Source organism: uncultured Pseudoalteromonas sp. (assembly GCF_963922945.1).
GTDB lineage: Bacteria > Pseudomonadota > Gammaproteobacteria > Enterobacterales > Alteromonadaceae > Pseudoalteromonas.
The window spans coordinates 1-20077 of the sequence record NZ_CAWUKC010000072.1; the positions used below are offsets into that span (position 1 = coordinate 1).

A 20077-nucleotide genomic window follows, 5' to 3' on the forward strand; every position below is an offset into this window, starting at 1 on the left:
CGACCGCCTGGTTCGTAGCCAGGTACTCTATCCAGCTGAGCTATGCGCCCACTTTTACAGCTTGCTTGTTTATACTCTTAGCAGAGTGTTAAAAAGTGTTGGAAGTAGGACGTATCTTGTAAGAATGAACCTCCGACCAATTTGGTTACAAACCAAACACTTTAACTTGTTTATACTCTAAGCAGAGTGTGTAAAGAGTGGTGGGCGCAGGAGGATTCGAACCTCCGACCGCCTGGTTCGTAGCCAGGTACTCTATCCAGCTGAGCTATGCGCCCATTCTTTACTTTACAAGACTAGCCATAAAATGGTGGAGAGGGAGGGATTCGAACCCTCGATAGAGCTACAAACTCTATACTCCCTTAGCAGGGGAGCTCCTTCGGCCACTCGGACACCTCTCCGTCTTGTGGGGCGTATAATAAAGATTTCAGAAAATATGTCAAACACTTTTATGCCAAAAATAACTATCTGGTTACAGAACGTGCATAAGTCAGCTTTAATTAAATAATTGGTTTGAAAAATAAGCGATTTAAAAATTTTCGTCTGAGGGGGCAACACCCATTACTGGCACTAAATCATCCTTAAGTTGTGCCAAATATTGCTCTTGGTAACCTAATTGCTGAAACTCAGCAATACAGGCTCGATAATAAGCTTGTCGCTTTTGCTCTATGGTGTCAGTTTCTGTTGATTCTTCAGCTTGGTTGTCTTTCATAATATATTCTAAGTCCATTTGAGAATGCATATTTAGCGTGCTAATTTAACCCCGCTCAAAATTTTGGCGTATTCTAGCCAAGTTTTTTACATAAATACAACAATTTATTTAAACAACAATCACAAATAACGTTGTAGCGCTAAAATCAGGGTTACTTAATATAGAGCTACATTAAACAGCCCCATCTGAATTAACCATAAATGGTTACTTTAAATTTTAAGTTTAGTACCAATTAATTAAAAAGCTAAAAACTCTCCACTTCTTTTATTTATTTTTTACACACCTGTTTAGCCTTCCCTATATATGTAAATATGTGTATAGGTACAAAAACGCCGCTAAAATTTAGCGGCGTTTTTAGAGTTTATTTTGTTAGTTTAAGCTTAGTCAGCTTGTGGGCGCATATGCGGGAACAAAATAACATCTTTAATGGTTGGCGAATCAGTAAATAACATGACTAAGCGGTCAATACCAATACCTTCACCGGCAGTAGGTGGTAAGCCGTACTCTAGTGCGCGAATGTAGTCTTCATCGTAATGCATTGCTTCATCATCGCCAGCGTCTTTTTCTTCAACTTGGCGAGTAAAGCGCTCAGCTTGATCTTGTGCATCGTTAAGCTCCGAGAAGCCATTTGCAAGCTCACGCCCGCCAACAAAAAACTCAAAGCGGTCGGTAACAAATGGGTTTTCGTCGTTACGGCGTGCCAGTGGCGATACTTCCCACGGGTAACCTGTGATAAATGTAGGTTGGATGAGCATGTGCTCAGCCGTTTCTTCAAATATTTCACATAAAAACTTACCTGGGCCCCATACGCAATTTTCTGGAATTTTAACGTGTACTTGCTTAGCGTACGCTTTTAATTCTTCAAAGTGGTTTTCTGGGTCGTTAAATACCGCAGCATCAAACTCAGGGTTAAACTTCAAAATGGCATCAGCCATGCTAAGGCGCTCAAACGGTTTGCCAAAGTCGTACTCTACTGAGTCGATAACTTCGCCGTTTTCGTCTTTAGTGGTATTAACTACAATTGGGCTACCTAAAACGTTTGTTGCCACTGTACGTAGCATGTCTTCGGTGATGTTCATTAAATCGATGTAATCAGCATACGCTTGGTAAAATTCAATCATAGTGAACTCTGGATTATGGCGCGTTGATAACCCTTCGTTACGGAAGTTACGGTTAATTTCAAATACGCGGTCAAAACCACCTACCACTAAACGCTTAAGGTAAAGCTCAGGCGCTATACGTAAGTACATGTCTATATCAAGTGCGTTATGGTGAGTTACAAACGGACGCGCAGATGCACCGCCAGGAATAACCTGTAGCATTGGCGTTTCTACTTCCATAAAGTCGCGTTCTGCTAAAAAGCGACGAATGCCTTCAACTACTTGAGAGCGAATGCGGAATGTTTCGCGCGTTGCTTCGTTAGTAATTAAATCAACATAACGTTGGCGGTACTTGGTTTCTTGATCTGATAAACCATGAAACTTCTCTGGTAATGGGCGTAGTGACTTAGTAAGTAGCTCGTACTCGGTCATTTCTACGTATAAATCGCCTTTACCTGATTTATTAAGTGCGCCTTTAACACCAATAATATCGCCAATATCTAGTTGGCCGTATTTTGCTTTTAAGTCTTTTTGTACATCTTTAGATGCGTAAGCTTGCACGCGGCCTTTCATATCTTGAATGGCCATAAAAGGACCACGCTTAGCTAAAATACGGCCTGCAATTGATACAACGTGCTGAAGCTCTACTAATTCTTCTTTACTCTTATCACCAAACTCAGCCTGTAAATCAGCCGTGTAATGTTCACGACGGAACTGATTAGGATGACCGTTGGCTGGGCAATTTTCGCGAATAGCGTCTAATTTGCCGCGACGCTCAGCGATTAACTTATTTTCGTCTTGGATTTGATCAGTCATTTTTTAGCTCTTTTTTAGCTTGGTGGTTATAGGCCAGATTTTAGGCTGGCTTCAATAAATTTGTCTAGGTTGCCGTCAAGTACCGATTGCGTATTACGGTTTTCAACGCCAGTGCGTAAATCTTTAATGCGCGCATCGTCAAGTACGTAAGAACGAATTTGGCTTCCCCAGCCAATATCCGATTTTGCATCTTCTTGCGATTGCTTTTCAGCATTTTGCTGCTGAAGTTCTAGCTCAAATAATTTAGCTTTTAACTGCTTCATTGCTTGGGCTTTATTTTTATGTTGCGAGCGCTCGTTTTGACATTGTACAACCGTATTGGTCGGTACGTGAGTAATACGTACTGCCGACTCGGTGGTATTAACGTGCTGACCACCCGCGCCCGATGCACGGTAAACGTCTATACGTAAGTCAGCCGGATTAATATCAACTTCAATATTGTCATCTACTTCTGGGTAAACAAACGCAGAGGCAAACGAGGTATGACGACGACCGCTTGAGTCAAATGGGCTTTTACGTACCAAACGGTGTACACCGGTTTCTGTACGCAACCAACCATAAGCGTATTCACCTACAAAGCGCACTGTTGCGCCTTTAATACCGGCTACATCGCCGTCGGTTGCTTCTACTAGCTCAACTTTAAAGCCTTTCGCTTCGCCCCAGCGTAAATACATGCGTAATAACATGTTACACCAGTCTTGCGCTTCAGTACCGCCAGACCCAGACTGTAAATCAAGGTAAGCGTCGTTTGCATCATGAGAGCCCGAAAACATACGGCGAAACTCTAAACCCTCAAGCTGCTTATTTAAGCCTTCAAGTTCAGTTTGTGCTTCAACAAAGGTGTCTTCGTCTTCGGCCTCTACTGCAAGCTCTAATAAACCTTCTACGTCGTCAGCACCGGCTACTAGGTTGTCGATTGTTTCAACAACGGCTTCTAATGCTGATTTTTCACGGCCAAGAGCTTGTGCGCGCTCAGGTTCATTCCATACGGCTGAATCTTCAAGTTCGGCGTTTACTTCTTCTAAGCGCTCTTGTTTGTGAGCGTAGTCAAAGGTACCCCCGAAGCAGTTCAGTACGTTCGCGAATTTCCTTGATTTGATTAATCACAGGATTCACTTCAAACATGTACATTACTCCAAAATGGCTAGATTATTGCGCACTAAAATTAGCACTAAACGCAATAAATTATCGTCAAATGATAAAAACGCCCGATTTTAACAAAAAAACGCGCGTTTTATTAGCCTTTTATGCATGCATTGTGCATATTTTTTAATGCACTTTTTCAAGCTCTCTTACTATTAATTGCAGGCTAAACTTGCCCCTAAATTCGTTTATATCGAGCTGATAAGCCACTTTGACATAACGAGCTTCGGTGTCGGGCCATGCTTTTACATCAATGCCAAATGCAATGGCATCCACTAGCCGGCCAGATTGATGTTTAAGCACCAGTTTTAAGTGTTTTTCGCCTACTATACGCTGTTGAATAACTTCAAAGGTGTGCTCAAATACCGGCTCAGGAAACTCCTGCCCCCATGGGCCTGATTGCTTTAATAGCTGAGCAAAGTCCATGGTAAAGCACTCATTTGGCAGCTCACCGTCGGTAAATACAATACAGCGTTTGCTTTCTTCACTTAACTGCGTACTTACCGCGGCATCAAATGCGTTTTTAAAGTCATTAAAGTTTTGCTCATCAATACTCAACCCTGCCGCCATAGCGTGGCCACCAAATTTATTAATTAAGTGCGGATCGGCAGTATTTAGCCCTTCGAGTAAATCGCGCATATGCAGCCCTTCAATAGAGCGGCACGAACCTTTTATTTCGCCATTTTCGCCACCAGCAAAAATAACCGTTGGACGGTGGTACTTTTCTTTTAAGCGGCCCGCTAAAATACCAATCACACCTTGGTGCCAATCTTCTTGGTATAAACAAATAGCGTCTGGGATGTTATCGTTATTAAATGCAAGCCTATCAAGCACAGCTTGCGCCTCGGCTTGCATGCCCTGCTCTATTTCGCGCCGCGCATGGTTTAAGCTATCGAGCTCGCTGGCAATGCGCCTTGCTTGGTTTATATCGTTACTTAGCAAACACGCTATACCCAAACTCATATCGTCTAATCGCCCTGCGGCATTTAAACGCGGCGCAAGCGAAAAACCAAAGTCACTGGCGCTTAGGCGCGCTGCATTTCGGTTAGCCACTTCAATAAGTGCTGTTATACCTGGGCGTGTTTTACCACTGCGAATACGCGCTAAACCTTGGTGCACTAAAGTGCGGTTGTTTGCATCAAGCGCAACCACATCGGCCACAGTACCTAGGGCAACTATATCAAGTAGGTCGGCCAAGTTTGGCATAGCGTGGTTTTCAAAGTAGCCTTGCTCACGCAGCGTGCTTCTAAGGGCTATAAGCAAGTAAAAGGCAACGCCTACACCGGCTATAGATTTTGATGGAAAACTACAATCATGGCGGTTTGGGTTAACAATGGCATCGGCATTAGGGAGCTGCTCCCCTTGCAAGTGGTGATCTGTTACCAGTACTTTAATGCCCACTTTTTTTAATATGTCTATGCCTGCAATACACGAAATACCGTTATCTACCGTAATAACCAGCTCTGGTTTTATATCAACAATTTGTTCAGCAAGTGCGGGGCTTAAGCCATAACCTAAACTAAATCTATCTGGTACTAGGTAGTCTAAGTTGTTAAAGCCAAACATGGCTAAACCTTGCATTAAGGTGGCCGTACTGGTTGCGCCATCGGCATCGAAGTCGCCAACAATTAAAATGCGACTTTGCGCATTCAGCGCATCAATTAATAGCTCGGTGGCTTTGTCGATATCTTTAAACAGCTTAAAGTCGATGAGCGTAGCAGCACTATTATTTAGCTCGTGTGCATTTTGCACGTTACGTGTGGCATAAATTTGCTTAATAACAGGGTGCAAGTCGCTTGGCAGGTAAGAATCGTCTACCGTTTCGCGCGCAATGATCAGTTTTTTCATGCTGAGGTTTACTTATAAATTCAAAATAAAAACAAAAAAAGGCCATTACGGCCTTTTAATAAACGCAAGCGCCTTATTAAGACGCTTTGTTTGCCTCAAGCGCTGCACTTAGTGCGGCTGCAGGTTGATAGCCAGGGATCATTGTACCGTCTTCTAAAATAATGGCTGGCGTACCGCTAATACCAAAGCTTTGGCCTAGCTGGTAATGCTCGGCTACTGGTGCGCTACAACCGGCAACCACTTTAGTGTCTTCGCCCGATTTAGCTTCTGTCAGTGCTTCTTGTTGGTCGCGTGCACACCATACGTTCATTAAATCGGCGTAGCCCGAACCTTGTAATCCACCACGCGGAAACGCTAAATAACGAACAGTAATGCCCGCATCTAGTAAGTCGTCTAGTTCGCGGTGTAATTTACGACAGTAACCACAGCTAATATCGGTAAATACGGTAATTTGATGTTTTTCGTTTGGCGCTTTGTAAACAATCATTGAATCTTCGTATTCTTTTACGCCTTCCACACGTACACCATTTAACGCTTGCTCAGTTAAGTTGCTGCGGTTCTCTAAATCAATTAGCGTGCCTTGCATTAAAAACTGGCCGTCTGGGCTAGCGTAAAGTACACCTTTGTTTGTGATCAGCTCTTTTAAACCGGCAACGGGGCTTGGGTTTATTTGCTTAACGGTTACACCTAACGTGGCAAATTTAGTAACAATTGGGTCATCAGCATTTGGCGTTGTGGCTACACCATTTGCAAATGCACTGATACTTGTGCACAACATTGCACCTGCTAACATTAATTTTTTCATAATTTTCTCTAATTAATAATTCATACTAAATTGACCGCTAAGCCGATATAAAATTTCATACTAAGCGCGCGGATGATGCTCTGAATGTACCGATTTTAATCGTTCATTAGCAACATGGGTGTAAATTTGTGTTGTTGATAAATCGCTATGCCCTAACATCATCTGTACTACTCTTAAGTCGGCACCATGATTAAGTAAGTGTGTTGCAAAAGCATGACGCAATGTATGCGGCGATAAATCTGACTCAATAGACGCCAAAATAGCATAGTGTTTAATACGATGCCAAAAGGTTTGTCGGGTCATACCTACACCCCGTTTTGAAGGAAACACAAAATCGGTGGCATGTTTGATCATTTGCGCACGCCCCCCTTTTAAAAACTGCTCAAGCCAATACATGGCTTCTTCGCCAAGCGGCACTAAGCGCTCTTTATTGCCTTTACCTTTTACAAACACAACCGACTGGCGCAAATTAACTTGCTCCATGCGCAGCCCTACCAGTTCGGTAACACGTAAGCCCGTTGCATAAAGCAGCTCAAGCATAGCTTTGTCGCGCAGGCCCATGGGCTCTTCAATATTGGGCGCACTCAACAATGCTTCTACTTCAGCCTCTGAGAGCGTTTTAGGTAGCGATTGACCCGCTTTAGGTTGGGCTATATTTTCAAGCGGTGAGCTGGCGATACGTTTTTCGCGCACAAAGTACTGATAAAAGCGTTTTAATGCGCTTATGCTGCGTGCGGTGCTGCGTGGTTTTAACCCTAAATCTACACGGTGTGCTAGGTAACTTTCTATATCTAAGCTGGTTACCGTCATTAAGTTTTCGCCTTTTAAAAATTGGCAAAACTTATCTAGGTCGCTGCGATACGCACTTAAAGTATTTTCGCTTACACCTTGTTCTAAATACAAGCTATCTAAAAAGGTTTCTAAAAAGTCGCTGTTGCTGTTTAGCTCAGTATTTTGCTCAGGTAAATCGTCAGGTCGCGTTGTCACGTTGTGATCTCATGTTGGTAATACCCACGGTAGAAGGTATCAATTAAAAATACCTTACGGTAAACTGCGCCCTATCATAACAGGCAATTACACAGTGATAAATACGATGCAGATTGGTTTATTTTTTGGCTCTACTACATGCTACACAGAAATGGCAGCAGAAAAAATCCGCGACCTTATTGGCGCCGATATAGTGACCTTACACAATATTAAAGACGAACCACTAAAAAATGCAGAGCAGTACGACTTTATCATCTTTGGTATTTCAACATGGGATTTTGGTGAAATACAAGAAGACTGGGAGTCTAAGTGGGACGACATTAAAGACGTAAACCTAAATGGTAAAACCATTGCTTTATTTGGCATGGGCGACCAACAAGGTTACGGGCAGTGGTTTCAAGACGCCCTTGGTATGCTTCACGATGAAATTAATACACAGTCGTTTACACAACTTGGTTTTTGGCCAAACGATGAAAACTACGAGTTTGAAGCGTCAAAAGCGCTTACCCCTGATGGCAAACACTTTGTAGGACTTGCGCTTGATGAAGACAGCCAATACGAGCTAAGCGATGAGCGCATAGCCAGCTGGGTTGAACAAATTATGACAGAGTACAGCGAAACGCTATAACGAGTTTGGCCTAAACCATGTTTAGGCCAACGTGCTACACATACCCAAGCTTTTTAGCGCACTTTTTTTCACGCATTTTGGCTTGCCTTTGCGATAACCACTTGGGCGCAAAAGTATTAATAATGCATGCCAGCACAATAAGTACAGACCCTATTACTTGCGGTAAACTTAACGTTGTATCGTAAAAAACAAGCTGAAATAACAACGCAAATAATAAGTTAGAATAAATAAGCGGCGCTAGTTGCGAGTTAGAGCTCGCTAATCGGTATGCTTTACCTCTAAAAAACTGCGTTGCGGCGGTCGACAGCCCAATTAATGCCACCATTAACAACAAACTATAATTGCCTATATCGATTGCAAAGCCTTGGTAAAAACTAGCCTCGCCCGAAGTAAACATTAATACCGGCACCATAAATAAAGAGGCCAATGTAAAGCTCCAACCGTTAATAACCATCATCGGTAGGTTAATTTTACTGGCTCGAAACAAGGTGATTTGCGAGCAAGCATTAAAAACCCCCGCCCCCAGGCCAATTAATAAGCTCCAACGCCATTGAATGCCATCACTATGAATATTTTGAATAATCACACCCGCAAACATAAGCGCCATTGTAGGTAGCAATAACCAATTTAATTTAGTTTTAAAAAGCACGCGCTCTATTAGGGGTATAAACAATGGCCCAGTACTAAATAAAATAACTGCCTCCACCAGCGTTAGCGTGTTTAGCGCCACTAAAAAGCAGTTTTGGCACAACACAATAAATAGAGCACGCACAGTAAATGTTCGCCAAGCTGATTTATTAGGCCACTGCCACTGAATCCCCAGCGCAAGCAGCAGCATAATAACAGCGGGTAAAAACACGCGTAAAAAAACCACTTCGCTAGTACTAAAGTAATCGGTAAGTAACTTGGCTATAAAGCTATTTAGCGCCAAGGTAAATGTAGAGAGCAGCATAAATACACTAGCACGAGAATTTGACGACACCGCAGTTATCCTTTGAATAAAAAATGAATTTAAAAAGCGAAATTAAAGGCTTAATTTTTTTAATCTATTTATTATTTTTCAAAAAATTGGCATTGGCTTTTATGCCGCTAATTTTACGTGTACTTTATAAATTTAAAAGCGAATAATATTAAACTAACCTGTAAGTAAAACTTAACTGTTAAAAGGTAAGCTATGATCAAATCCGCACCACTAAAATCTCTTTATAGTTTTATTGCTGTTGCCGAAACTGGCAGTATGGTTTTAGCAGCCGAGCAGCTCAGTATTAGCCATTCAGCAATAAGCCAAGCAATTAAAGCGTTAGAGCAGCAATTAAATACGCCGCTATTTGATCGTATTGGTCGCCGTGTTGAGCTAAACCCTGTGGGTGAGCGCTATTACAAACGCATAGCTCCAGCCATAGCCGAAATTTTAGCTGCCAGCCATGAAGCCAGAAACACAACAAATGAATCAAGCTATTTAACACTCAATATGGTCAATTCGTTAGCGCTACACTGGTGGATCCCTCGAGTGGCCGATTTTCAGCGTATTTCACCAAATAGCGATATTCGTATTTCTAACTTGGTGGGTGAGTTTGATTTAGAGCGTGAAGGGATTGACGCCGCAATTATTCATGGCCAGCCCGATAAATGGCAAAAATATCACTGTGAAAAACTCGCCGACGATCAGCTAATTTTAGTATGTAATCCGCAGCTTTTAGCTGGATTAAATAAAGATGAGTTAACCGCGCAAAACTTACTTGAGCGCTTTAAAGCTATATATGTTACCAACCCGCGTAGACAAAACGATTGGCAAACATGGTGCGAGGCCAATAATTTAGCGCAGCCTAAGCAACATAATAACTTAACGTTTAATATTTCGGTGCAAGCAACGCAAGCAGCTATGCGCCAGCTGGGCATTTTAGTTACTCACAAACAATTTGTATGTGACGATATTAAGCACGGTATGCTCATCCAAATAGGTAAAAGCATAATTAATCCGTATCAACAATTTTATTTTGCAACAAGCCACACCATGCTTAATCACCCTCAAGTGAGTGCGTTACAAACGTGGCTTAAACGTGAGTTTTTAAAAACAGCCAGCGAGTAGCACTACTCGACTCGCTGCCAATACTGGTTACGGTAAAAAAAGCCAATATAACCGCGTACTTCTAACGTTTTGCCGTCATCTTGTGGCGTTAATTGCACGGTATAGGTTTTACCATTCGTTGGGTCAAGTATTTCGCCATCCCCCCACACGCCATCCTCTTCTTCCTTTACATCAGTGATTATGGTCATGCCTAAAATAGGCTGATTTTTTAGCGCGCCATCGCACTCTTTACAAATATCTTCTTGTTTAGTTGGGTCTAAAATAGAAGCTATTTTACCACTGAGCACATTATTTTTTTGTGTTATGCGTACGTAAGATTTAGCTTCGTTTGTATCTTCATCAATAGTTTTCCACAGTCCCACTGGGCTCATGTTTGCAAGCGCACCTTGGCTTACAATTAAAGCGCTTGCAAGCATGCTTAACACACCCGCTTTATTTATTATTTTCATTTACGTAGTTCCTATAAACTTTTTTTCATCATAACAAGAGTCTAATTAACATTACATCTTCAAGTAAAACGCTTTACATAACGCAATGTATTCATGGCTATAGTTGTTTTGCTCATCTCTTATGCACAGCTGTGATTGCTCTGGTACGGTTTTTAACGTACTAAAGCGCATTAAGCTGCGGCTAAATACTTTACTGGGTGTGGTTTTTACTTGGCAGTGCGCGTTTAAATAAAGCCCGTTTTGTTTTGCCAATTCAATAAATAAACCTGCCTCAGTGCTGGGTAAAATAACGTTAAAGCACGAGTGCTCATGACTTAAACGCATATAGGCATCTATTAACTCGTTGAAGCTTAAGCCATCAGTATGGCGGGCGGTGTTACGTGCGTCGTTATCGCCTTTTAAACTGTTATTAAAATAAGGTGGGTTAGAAATCACAACATCAAATGACGTAGATTGTTTAAACGCTTGTATTGATGTGTGCGCTAAAGTAATAGTTGGCCACGGGCTTTTAGCTATATTTTGCTGTGCTTGCTTGTAAGCGGCTTCATCAACTTCAACGGCGGTAATATTTAATATTGGCTCGCGCTGTTTACACATTAGCGCCAGTAAACCGGTGCCAGTTCCTATATCAAGTAGTGATTTTGCACCGTTTAACTTGACCCATGCACCAAGTAAAATGCCATCGGTTGAGACCTTCATGGCGCACTGATCGTGCTCAACCTTAAATTGTTTAAACGTAAACCCTGACATTTTTTCACCTTTTCATTCACCAACTGGCGTATAGCGCGTATAATTGCAGGTAATTGTCCCTTATTTTAGACACTCTATGCAATTTTCTGAATTTGATCTTGATACTAAACTACTCAACGCCATTACTAAAATGGGCTACGAGACACCAACCAGCATTCAACAACAAGCCATTCCTGAAGCGCTGCAAGGTCGCGATATTTTAGCATCAGCACCGACTGGCACAGGTAAAACTGCGGCATTTTTAATACCTGCTATCCAATATTTAATGGATTTCCCGCGTCGCGATCCAGGTTTTGCACGTGTGTTGATAATGACCCCAACCCGTGAACTGGCTTATCAAATTCATGAACAATGTGAGCTACTTGCAAAAGGGACTCATCTTAAAATTGGTGTTGTAACAGGCGGTATAAACTACGGTACCCATAAAGAGATTTTTGAAAGTAATAACGATATTTTAATCGCCACACCTGGGCGTTTAATGGAATACCTTGAAACCGAAAATTTCCACGCTGAGAACGTAGAAATGCTTATTCTTGATGAAGCTGACCGCATGCTAGACATGGGCTTTAAAAAAGAGATGCTACGTATATGCGATGAGGCTAAAAACCGTCGTCAGTGCTTTTTGTTCTCTGCGACTTTAGAAGGCGATAGCGTTGAGTTATTTGCAGAGCACATTTTAAACGATCCCGCTTTACTAGAGGCAGAGTCGTCGCGTAAAGAAAAAGCAAAAATTCATCAATGGATTCACCTTGCCGATGATTATCATCATAAGCTTGAGCTATTGGTAAATACCTTAAACGGCCCAGATGTAACTAAAGCAATTGTATTTGTTAAAACCCGTGAGCGCTTAGAAACGCTCATTGGTGAGCTGACTAACAACGGCGTAAAGGCAGCGTGGCTTCGTGGCGAGATGCCACAAGACAAACGCATGAAAGCCATGGCAAACTTCCACAGTGGTAAAACACGCATATTAATAGCAACCGATGTTGCAGCGCGTGGTATTGATGTGTCAGACATTAGCCATGTAATTAACTTTGATATGCCACGCACAGCAGATGTATATGTACACCGCATTGGGCGTACTGGCCGTGCCGGTAAAAAAGGCATTGCGATCTCATTAGTTGAAGCGCACGACATTGGCATTTTATTAAAGATTGAGCGATACACAGAGCAAAAACTTAAACGTCGCGTAATTAAAGGGCTTGAACCACAGCATAAAGAAGCCAAGCCACCGGCTAAAAAGCGTAAAGACCCTGTAAAAATGAAGGCAAAGAAAAAAGCCAAAGCTAAAAGTAAAAAGAAATAAGCCCCTAAACAAGCCGGCCACTGCCGGCTTGTTTGTACCTGTTACAAATGTAACCCTAGCATGTAACTCATTCCCATAAAAATGTAATTATTGCTCATCTGAATTTTCATAAAACAAAATACCCTTACATTTCAAAATCTTAAAATTGGCATCGAAATTGTAACTGAGAAAGTAACTCAGCTAAGAATCGCTGCACAATTAACCGTAATGTAAGGATAAAGTTATGAACCGCTTTAAGTTAACTATTGCTTTAGTATCATTTTGTTGTTTATTTTTATTAGCTTGCGCTACAAGAGTAAGTGCAGCACCTAACTTAGCCGTAGTAAGCAGTGTGGCTACTCAACCTAACTTACAACAAACAATCACCAATATGTTACGCACCAACCCTAATTTGGCATTAAGCGATATTCGCGTGCAGGTTGAAGACGGTGAAGTTGACCTATACGGTGAAGCGCAAACAGGTTTTCAGCGTGCACTTGCGCAAAAGTTTTTAGAAAATATGGATGGCGTTAAAATTATCCGTAATAAAATTAGTGTTATTTAATACCGCATTACAATATTTGTTTATATAACTTCTTCCTCTGCGTGGCTTGTTTCTCCAACACAAGCCGCGCTTTTTTATGCTTAATAACTCACTTTAGTATCTAAACTTCCAGCTTTTGCTCCCCTATTAAAAATAGAGCAAACACTTAGCCGTCCTTTCCCACTCTTTTAAATTAGTGACCTACTACAGCTTTGATAAAATAATGCTACAGCAAGGCTGTAGAGTTCATATAATCAGCGCATTTTTAATACCATTGACAATCTACAAGTGTTTGCTAATCAAGCTCACCATGGATAACAGTTAATAATATATGGCTTAACGTATGCAAATACCCCATCACTTACATAAGGAAGCTAATACATGAAACGGTTTATTTACTACTGTTAGCCCTTTTAATAACTACGCAAAGGATAAGGGGTAAATAAGTGAAATAGATATTATAAAAGTCTATACAGGCTCTGTTGCAGGTAAGATAGATGAAAAGGTAATAAAATGAGACGGTAGCAAAAAGCTAATACGCCTTAACTTAAAATAAATGTATTAAAAGAGTGCAGTAGCCCCACTTTACTACGTGGCCTAAAATGACTAGCAGCGCATTTTTTTGTAAAAATGCGTTGCTAGTGGGTAACTATTACTGGGCTAGTTTAAACCCGTATTACTGTCACCTTGTTGTTTGGGTGACTGTTGGTTTATTTTATCGCTTATCATAGCATCGAGTTTTTCGCCGCCTTTTATACCAAAATCTAATGTACGTATTGGGAATGGAATACTAATATCGGCGTCATCAAGGGCTTGCTTAACAGCGACTACGCCTTTGTGGCGTACTGTCATAAAGTCTGGCTCATCTGGATATTTAATCCAAAACCACACCAGTAAATTTATACTGCTGTCGCCAAAACCTTCTGCGTATACGGCGGTTTCGTCTTTGCGTATTACAAAATCAAATTCATTAATTTTATCTACTATCACTTCTTTGGCTTTTTCGATGTCGTCGCCGTACGAAATACCAACCGGTACTTCTATACGCCTAACACCTAACGTAGTGTAATTCTTTAATACATTTCTAAATAATACCTTGTTTGGTACTAGGATTAATTGCCCGTAAAAGCTCTCTATGAGCGTGTTACGTAGATTTATTGAATGCACCGAGCCAAATACGTCATCGGTTTCAATTACATCCCCTGCTTTAAATGGTTTGCGTATGCCCATCGCAATACCGGCAATTAAGTTCTCGGTCATGTCTTGAAAAGCAAAGCCAATAGCTAAACCCACAATACCTGCACCTGCGAGCAGCGATGTTACTGTGCCTTTTAGGCCCATAAAATCAAGTGCGATAAACAAGCCCACACATAACACCACAACCTTAAAAATAGAGGCCATCAGGTCGGCTATTTGTTTTGAGTCGAGTGAACGCCTTAATAGGTTTTTCATCAGCTGACCGGCAAAGCGCGCTATGATTGAAAATACAATGGCTATCACCACAGCCACAATAAAGTTTGGGATATGGCTTATAACCACATCAAACCACCCGCCGAGTTTTTCTTCGATGAGTTTCTCGGCTTCGGCTACTGAAGGTATGCTGATCATATTTTTACACCTATCTATTTTTTATTTCATTAATAGTAGATGAAGTTAGCAAGTTTAGCGCCAGCATAAAAAAAGCCATGCATTGCATGGCTTTTTAACTCATTATTTACTGAGTATGTACTTAGTTTTGCTCATCGCGCATAAATACAGGCTCAAGCTCTTTAGTGGTTGCTTCTGGGCTAAAATAATAACCCGCGACACTAAACTCTTTTAATTGGCTAAGCTGCGTTACTTGATTTTCTATAATGTAACGGGCCATCATGCCGCGCGCTTTTTTAGCGTAAAAGCTAATTACTTTATATTGGCCATTTTTGCAGTCTTTAAAATGCGGGGTAATAATTTGCGCATTGAGTGCTTTTTTATCCACCGCTTTAAAGTACTCGTTTGATGCAAGGTTAACGAGGTACTGTGCGTCTTGCGCTTTTAATTCCTCGTTTAATTTATTGGCAATAATGCTGCCCCAAAATTCATACAGATTTTTCCCGCGAGGATTATCAAGCTTGGTGCCCATTTCGAGGCGATAGGCTTGCATTAAATCAAGCGGCTTTAATAAGCCGTATAAACCTGAAAGTATACGTAAATGGCTTTGCGCATAATCGAGGTTAGCTGCAGTAAGTGTTGCGGCATCTAAACCACCGTACACATCGCCGTTAAAGGCCAGTACTGCTTGTTTAGCATTACTTTGCGTAAATGGTTGCGACCACTGGCTAAAGCGCGCAGCGTTTAGGCCTGCAAGCTTATCGCTAATTTTCATTAGGCTGCTAATTTGCGCTGGCGTTAGTTCACGGCATACTTTCATGAGCTCTTCGCTGTGCTCTAGTAATTCAGGTTGAGTGAACTTATCTGTTGCGGGTGGCGTTTCGTAATCAAGATTTTTTGCTGGTGAAATAACAGTGATCATAGTTAGCTATTGACTTGTAATTTATTTAATGTCAATTTCAACATTAAATGAGACGAAAAGCACGTTTTGTTTATAAATACCATTGAAAATTAATCGCAATGGCCTAAATCCTACCTTAATAAATCATGCATCGTCGTTTTTCTATTGATAAGGACATAAGACCTATCAAGCATTGTCACACTGTTGCAGTATTGAATACTTATATTAAGGTAGTTTAGATTTTCTTTTAACTTGCTTGGAATGAGGAAGGCAAATGACTAGCGCTCTACAAAGGCTAAAACAACATTCATCTATCGTAGCCGACACTGGCGACATTGAAGCGATCAAAAAGCATCAACCAGAAGATGCAACCACAAACCCGTCGCTTTTATTAAAAGCGAGTGAGATTGAAGCTTACAAGCCTTATTTAGATAAAGCTTGGAGCTATGCAAAAGAAACAGAGCAAGATTCAGCTAAGCAGCTAGAACTTGCATGTGATTACTTTGCCGTATTAATTGGTAAAGAAATTAGCGAAATTGTGCCTGGTTACATTTCTACCGAAGTAGATGCTCGTTTATCATTCGACACCCAAGCAACTATTGATAAAGCACATACTCTACTTAGCCTTTACGAAAAAGAAGGTGTAAGCAAAGACAAAATTTTAATTAAAGTTGCCTCTACATGGGAAGGTATTAAAGCTGCAGAGCAACTAGAAAAAGAAGGCACTAAGTGTAACCTTACTTTATTGTTTAGCGATGCCCAAGCGCGCGCATGTGCCGATGCTAACGTATTTTTAATCTCGCCATTTGTTGGCCGTATTTTAGATTGGCACGTAGCAAATGGTATGGAAAAGCCAACCGATCCACTACAAGATCCAGGTGTTCAATCTGTACGTAGCATTTTTGAGTTTTACAAACGCCATGATTATAAAACCGTTGTTATGGGTGCAAGCTTCCGTAATACCGGCGAAATCATTGCACTAACAGGTTGTGACAAGCTAACAATTAGCCCTAACCTGCTAGAAGATTTAGGCAATTTAGAAGGCGCAGAAGAATACTTACTACACAGTGATATTCCAAAAGAGCCAAAGCCAACTCCACTAACTGAGTCGCAATTCCGTTGGTTACATAACCAAGATGCAATGGCAACTGAAAAGCTAGCTGAAGGTATCCGCTCGTTTGCAGATGCACAAGAGCAGCTAGAAGCACGCTTTAAAGCAATGTAATTCGCGCTAATTACTTTTAATAAACGCCGCACTTGCGGCGTTTTTTTATGCAAAAAATATATTAAGACTGTCTAATTTAATTAATTAATCACATTAATGTAACAAACTTGTCACTTTTTTATTCTATTTTTGCTGGGCCTGTGGTATAGGTATCCCCGAGGTTCACTAAAATCAATAGGAGATAGTCATGGATAGCCTAAACGATATATTAGAGATATTAGAAGGTCCTGATACAACAAGAAAAACCTCCCCAAAAAATAAAAAGAGAAAATGGCGTGAAATTGAGGCCATAAAAGACAAACAACGGTTACGTAAAGAACTACAGGAGTTAGACTTTTTTACAGACAGTATTGAAATTGATGAGCTAGATTTTTAACTTTAATACACATCAACTAATCAAAAGGCTTTCACGTATGAAAGCCTTTTTACTATATCAATTAAACCTGCCAGTTAATGGGCTTATCGCCTTGGGCTTGTAATATTTCATTAGTTTGCGAAAAGTGCTTACAGCCAAAAAAGCCACGATGCGCAGACAGCGGCGATGGGTGTGGGCCTTTTAAAATATGATGGCAAGCGCCGTTAATATTTTTACCTTTTTTTTGTGCGTGAGCACCCCATAAAATAAACACGACTCCTTTGCAGTGCGCATTTATATGGGCTATCACGTTATCGGTAAATTGCTCCCACCCTAAATGCTTATGCGAGTGCGCTTGACCTTGCTCAACGGTCAATACTGTATTGAGTAAAAACACGCCCTGCTCTGCCCAGCTTTGTAAATAGCCATGAGTCGGTATTTCAAAACCTGGGATATCCGTTGCCAATTCTTTGTACATATTTTTTAATGACGGCGGTAACTTTTTAACCTCTGGTAACACAGAAAAACATAATCCATGGGCTTGGCCTTCCCCGTGATATGGGTCTTGGCCTAGAATAACCACACGAATATTATTAAGGGCTGTAGCTTCAAAGGCGCTAAATACTTGTGACTCTGGTGGGTGAACTGCAACCCCTTCCTCGCGGCGCTTTGCAACATGACCCAGTGTTTGCTGCATATAAGGTTGCTGTAATTCATGTTCTAAAAAAGCTGACCAATCGCTCATTGTATACTCTTAACCTTTTTGCGTGATGCATCTATTTTATCACACATATCGGCTAGTCCATCTAGCATACGAGGGGTAAATCTATGCAGTAAGTCGGCATCAACGCGTATAAATTGATTGTGCTTTACAGCTGGGACTTCTGGCCATTTTTGCCAATTAATTTTAGCTTGTGGCTGCTCTGCGTGTTCATCAGGAATAATAATAATTTGTGGCTTTTTAATCACCACGTTTTCAATACTTATTTGCGGGTAATCAGTGGGGTTATGTGCAAACACATTGCTTACTTGGCAAATTTCAATAAGTTGATTAATCCATGTGTTATTATTTACAGTCATCATAGGCTCAGCCCAAAGTTGATAAAATCCACTGAGCTGTTGCTTATTTTGATAGCGCCTTTTAATAGCAGTTAACTTATTTGTAAAAGCCTCAGCCACTTGTTGGCTTTGCTCAACATACCCCGTTAATTGCCCCAGTTTTGTTAGCTCTTTTGCCAAGGCATTAATTGTGGTTGGATTACTTAAGTGAACCTCAATACCTAAGCGCTTTATTTGCTCTAAATCTTCACTTTGATTTCCGCTTTTCCACGCAATCACTAAATCAGGTTTTAGCGCTAATAATTTTTCAAGGGAAATACCATGGTAACCTCCAATGCGCTCAATACTTTTAGCTTCAATTGGGTAATCGGCGTAATCAACAGTGCCAACAATATTACTCCCCGCACCTATAGCAAATAGGTTTTCTACTATGTGGGGAGCCAGTGCAACAACACGTAGTTTATCTTGCGTAGTTGTATCACTAGCTGCTGCATTGCCCCCTAAACACAAAAACAGAAGTGCAGCAAAAAACGCGTTGTACATTAGTAATCAAATCCTTCAAGCGCCTTAATACCTGAGTCGAAGGCATGTTTAACATTGCGCACTTCGCTTACCGTATCGGCAAGGTCTGTTAACGTACGATGTGCTGCGCGTCCAGTAATAATAACCGACTGCATAGGAGGGCGGTTATTTAGCGCGTTCACTACCTCATCGAGGTCTATATAACCATAAGTCACCATGTAGGTAAGCTCATCAAGTAACACTAAATCAATACTGCTATCGGCCAACATGCGCTTAGACTCTTGCCATGTTGCCTGCGCGGCTGCAGTGTCGGCTTCTTTGTTTTGTGTATCCCATGTAAAACCGGTATTCATTACAACAAACTCAACGCCCACGCCTTGTAATAAGTTACGCTCCCCGCACTCCCATGTGCCTTTAATAAATTGACACACAGCGGCTTTTTTACCATGGCCTACACAGCGCGCAACCACGCCAAACCCTGAGGTAGATTTACCTTTACCATTTCCTGTAATTACTTGAAATATACCTTTTACTTCTTGCGCTGCGGCAACGCGGGCATCTACCTGTTCTTTTACTTTTTGCTGGCGCTGCTGATGTTTATCGTTGCTTTTATCTATCATTATTGTGTCCTTCATAAATTGATATAATGTGCTGTATGTTTAAATGCGCTTCGCATACAGTGGCTAAGCGCTCAAGCTGTTGTTCTCGGTGCTTAGCAATACTAATAGGCTTTATTGTGGCCTGTGGTTTTACCCAGTTCAAAATTTGCTCTGTAGCAGCAGGTTCATCAAACAAGCCGTGTAAATAAGTGCCTGCTACAGCATTGTCGTCACTGATGAAACCATCGCTTAAAAACCCATTAGGATGCGCATTAAACGTTAAAAATGGCTTATTAAGTGCGACGCCTTCACTAATACCCGCGTGAATTTCGTAACCACTACATCGGGTTTTATTATCATTTAACTGCATCGTTGCGGTTATCTTAGTCAGAACTTTTTGAGTGCTCAACGTAGTTTTAAAGTCGCTTAAGCTAAGCCCTTGGGCTTCTTTAAGCGATGACTCAACGCCGTCAGGGTCGAAAATTGCACTCCCTAACATTTGCATACCGCCACAAATACCAAGCACTTTGCCGCCGTAACGTACGTGTTGTTTTATTTGCGTATCCCATTCTTCGTTTTTTAAAAAAGCTAAATCACCAAGCACATTTTTACTGCCAGGTATAATGATTAAATCAACCGGTGGGATCGCGTGAGTGTGGCGTACATAATTTACATT

General features: G+C 41.2%; 20 protein-coding genes, 2 tRNA genes and 1 pseudogene. 6 read left to right on the top strand and 17 right to left on the bottom strand.

Going from position 1 to position 20077, the window contains the following annotated elements; all coding sequences use genetic code 11:
* Window positions 1-198: 198 nt before the first annotated feature.
* From AABI99_RS13930 to xerD, 8 genes are all read right to left on the bottom strand, one after another.
* Window positions 199-275 (bottom strand) — tRNA-Arg (locus AABI99_RS13930).
* A 30-nt stretch (window positions 276-305) separates the two neighbouring features.
* Window positions 306-398: transfer RNA gene (locus tag AABI99_RS13935), tRNA-Ser, on the bottom strand.
* Window positions 399-526: 128 nt separating this feature from the next.
* Window positions 527-709: a hypothetical protein gene (locus tag AABI99_RS13940; RefSeq protein WP_338366512.1), complete on the bottom strand. Its 183-nt coding sequence runs from the start codon at window positions 707-709 to the stop codon at window positions 527-529.
* Between the two features lie 380 nt (window positions 710-1089).
* The gene (gene lysS, locus AABI99_RS13945) at window positions 1090-2625 is read right to left on the bottom strand and encodes a lysine--tRNA ligase (protein ID WP_338366494.1); all 1536 of its coding nucleotides are present in this window, start codon (window positions 2623-2625) and stop codon (window positions 1090-1092) included.
* Window positions 2626-2651: 26 nt separating this feature from the next.
* Window positions 2652-3750, bottom strand: a protein-coding gene (gene prfB / locus AABI99_RS13950) for a peptide chain release factor 2 (RefSeq protein WP_338366495.1) whose coding sequence is annotated in 2 segments (ribosomal slippage) — window positions 2652-3674 and window positions 3676-3750 — 1098 coding nt in all. Because the reading frame shifts where the segments join, the coding sequence is not laid out codon by codon here.
* A gap of 144 nt (window positions 3751-3894) precedes the next feature.
* Entirely contained in the window at window positions 3895-5616 is a 1722-nt protein-coding gene (gene recJ / locus AABI99_RS13955; RefSeq protein WP_338366496.1) for a single-stranded-DNA-specific exonuclease RecJ, read from the bottom strand.
* 76 nt (window positions 5617-5692) lie between these two features.
* A complete protein-coding gene (gene dsbC, locus AABI99_RS13960; RefSeq protein ID WP_338366497.1) occupies window positions 5693-6421 on the bottom strand; it encodes a bifunctional protein-disulfide isomerase/oxidoreductase DsbC in 729 nt (242 codons plus the stop codon).
* A gap of 60 nt (window positions 6422-6481) precedes the next feature.
* A complete protein-coding gene (xerD, locus tag AABI99_RS13965) occupies window positions 6482-7408 on the bottom strand; it encodes a site-specific tyrosine recombinase XerD (protein ID WP_338366498.1) in 927 nt (308 codons plus the stop codon).
* A gap of 106 nt (window positions 7409-7514) precedes the next feature.
* Here xerD and fldB point away from each other — a divergent pair, with 106 nt between their 5' ends.
* Entirely contained in the window at window positions 7515-8036 is a 522-nt protein-coding gene (gene fldB, locus AABI99_RS13970; RefSeq protein WP_338366513.1) for a flavodoxin FldB, read from the top strand.
* Window positions 8037-8070: 34 nt separating this feature from the next.
* Here the strand turns inward: fldB and AABI99_RS13975 are convergent, their stop codons facing one another.
* A complete protein-coding gene (locus AABI99_RS13975) occupies window positions 8071-9018 on the bottom strand; it encodes a DMT family transporter (RefSeq protein ID WP_338366499.1) in 948 nt (315 codons plus the stop codon).
* Window positions 9019-9210: 192 nt separating this feature from the next.
* On the opposite strand from AABI99_RS13975, the gene AABI99_RS13980 reads away from it, so the two are divergent.
* A complete protein-coding gene (locus tag AABI99_RS13980; RefSeq protein ID WP_338366500.1) occupies window positions 9211-10125 on the top strand; it encodes a LysR substrate-binding domain-containing protein in 915 nt (304 codons plus the stop codon).
* A 2-nt stretch (window positions 10126-10127) separates the two neighbouring features.
* Here the strand turns inward: AABI99_RS13980 and AABI99_RS13985 are convergent, their stop codons facing one another.
* Window positions 10128-10574 carry a DUF2147 domain-containing protein gene (locus AABI99_RS13985; RefSeq protein ID WP_338366501.1) on the bottom strand — a complete coding sequence of 149 codons (447 nt, stop codon included), beginning with the start codon at window positions 10572-10574 and terminating at the stop codon, window positions 10128-10130.
* A 51-nt stretch (window positions 10575-10625) separates the two neighbouring features.
* Window positions 10626-11324, bottom strand: a complete 699-nt coding sequence (locus AABI99_RS13990; protein WP_338366502.1) for a methyltransferase — start codon at window positions 11322-11324, stop codon at window positions 10626-10628.
* Window positions 11325-11400: 76 nt separating this feature from the next.
* Between AABI99_RS13990 and srmB the strand changes: the two genes are divergently transcribed.
* Entirely contained in the window at window positions 11401-12630 is a 1230-nt protein-coding gene (srmB, locus tag AABI99_RS13995; RefSeq protein WP_338366503.1) for an ATP-dependent RNA helicase SrmB, read from the top strand.
* Window positions 12631-12853: 223 nt separating this feature from the next.
* Complete coding sequence (locus AABI99_RS14000; protein WP_338366504.1) at window positions 12854-13174, top strand: BON domain-containing protein; 321 nt, start codon at window positions 12854-12856, stop codon at window positions 13172-13174.
* A gap of 639 nt (window positions 13175-13813) precedes the next feature.
* On the opposite strand, the gene AABI99_RS14005 is transcribed toward AABI99_RS14000, so the two are convergent.
* Window positions 13814-14761: a mechanosensitive ion channel family protein gene (locus tag AABI99_RS14005; RefSeq protein WP_338366505.1), complete on the bottom strand. Its 948-nt coding sequence runs from the start codon at window positions 14759-14761 to the stop codon at window positions 13814-13816.
* 121 nt (window positions 14762-14882) lie between these two features.
* Entirely contained in the window at window positions 14883-15662 is a 780-nt protein-coding gene (gene yaaA / locus AABI99_RS14010; protein WP_338366506.1) for a peroxide stress protein YaaA, read from the bottom strand.
* Window positions 15663-15915: 253 nt separating this feature from the next.
* On the opposite strand from yaaA, the gene tal reads away from it, so the two are divergent.
* Window positions 15916-16866, top strand: a complete 951-nt coding sequence (tal, locus tag AABI99_RS14015) for a transaldolase (RefSeq protein WP_338366507.1) — start codon at window positions 15916-15918, stop codon at window positions 16864-16866.
* 187 nt (window positions 16867-17053) lie between these two features.
* Window positions 17054-17242, top strand: a complete 189-nt coding sequence (locus AABI99_RS14020; protein WP_338366508.1) for a DUF3545 family protein — start codon at window positions 17054-17056, stop codon at window positions 17240-17242.
* A 61-nt stretch (window positions 17243-17303) separates the two neighbouring features.
* Here the strand turns inward: AABI99_RS14020 and ung are convergent, their stop codons facing one another.
* The 4 genes and pseudogenes from ung to AABI99_RS14040 form a co-directional block, all read right to left on the bottom strand.
* Window positions 17304-17966 carry a uracil-DNA glycosylase gene (gene ung, locus AABI99_RS14025; protein ID WP_338366509.1) on the bottom strand — a complete coding sequence of 221 codons (663 nt, stop codon included), beginning with the start codon at window positions 17964-17966 and terminating at the stop codon, window positions 17304-17306.
* A complete protein-coding gene (locus AABI99_RS14030; RefSeq protein ID WP_338366510.1) occupies window positions 17963-18823 on the bottom strand; it encodes a cobalamin-binding protein in 861 nt (286 codons plus the stop codon). Before AABI99_RS14030 ends, ung begins: the two co-directional genes overlap by 4 nt.
* Window positions 18823-19422 (bottom strand): cob(I)yrinic acid a,c-diamide adenosyltransferase, encoded by a 600-nt coding sequence (gene cobO / locus AABI99_RS14035; RefSeq protein ID WP_338366511.1) that lies wholly within the window; start codon window positions 19420-19422, stop codon window positions 18823-18825. Before cobO ends, AABI99_RS14030 begins: the two co-directional genes overlap by 1 nt.
* Window positions 19412-20077: pseudogene (locus AABI99_RS14040) on the bottom strand (cobyric acid synthase CobQ); the annotation flags it as partial. The gene cobO and the pseudogene AABI99_RS14040, both read right to left, overlap by 11 nt.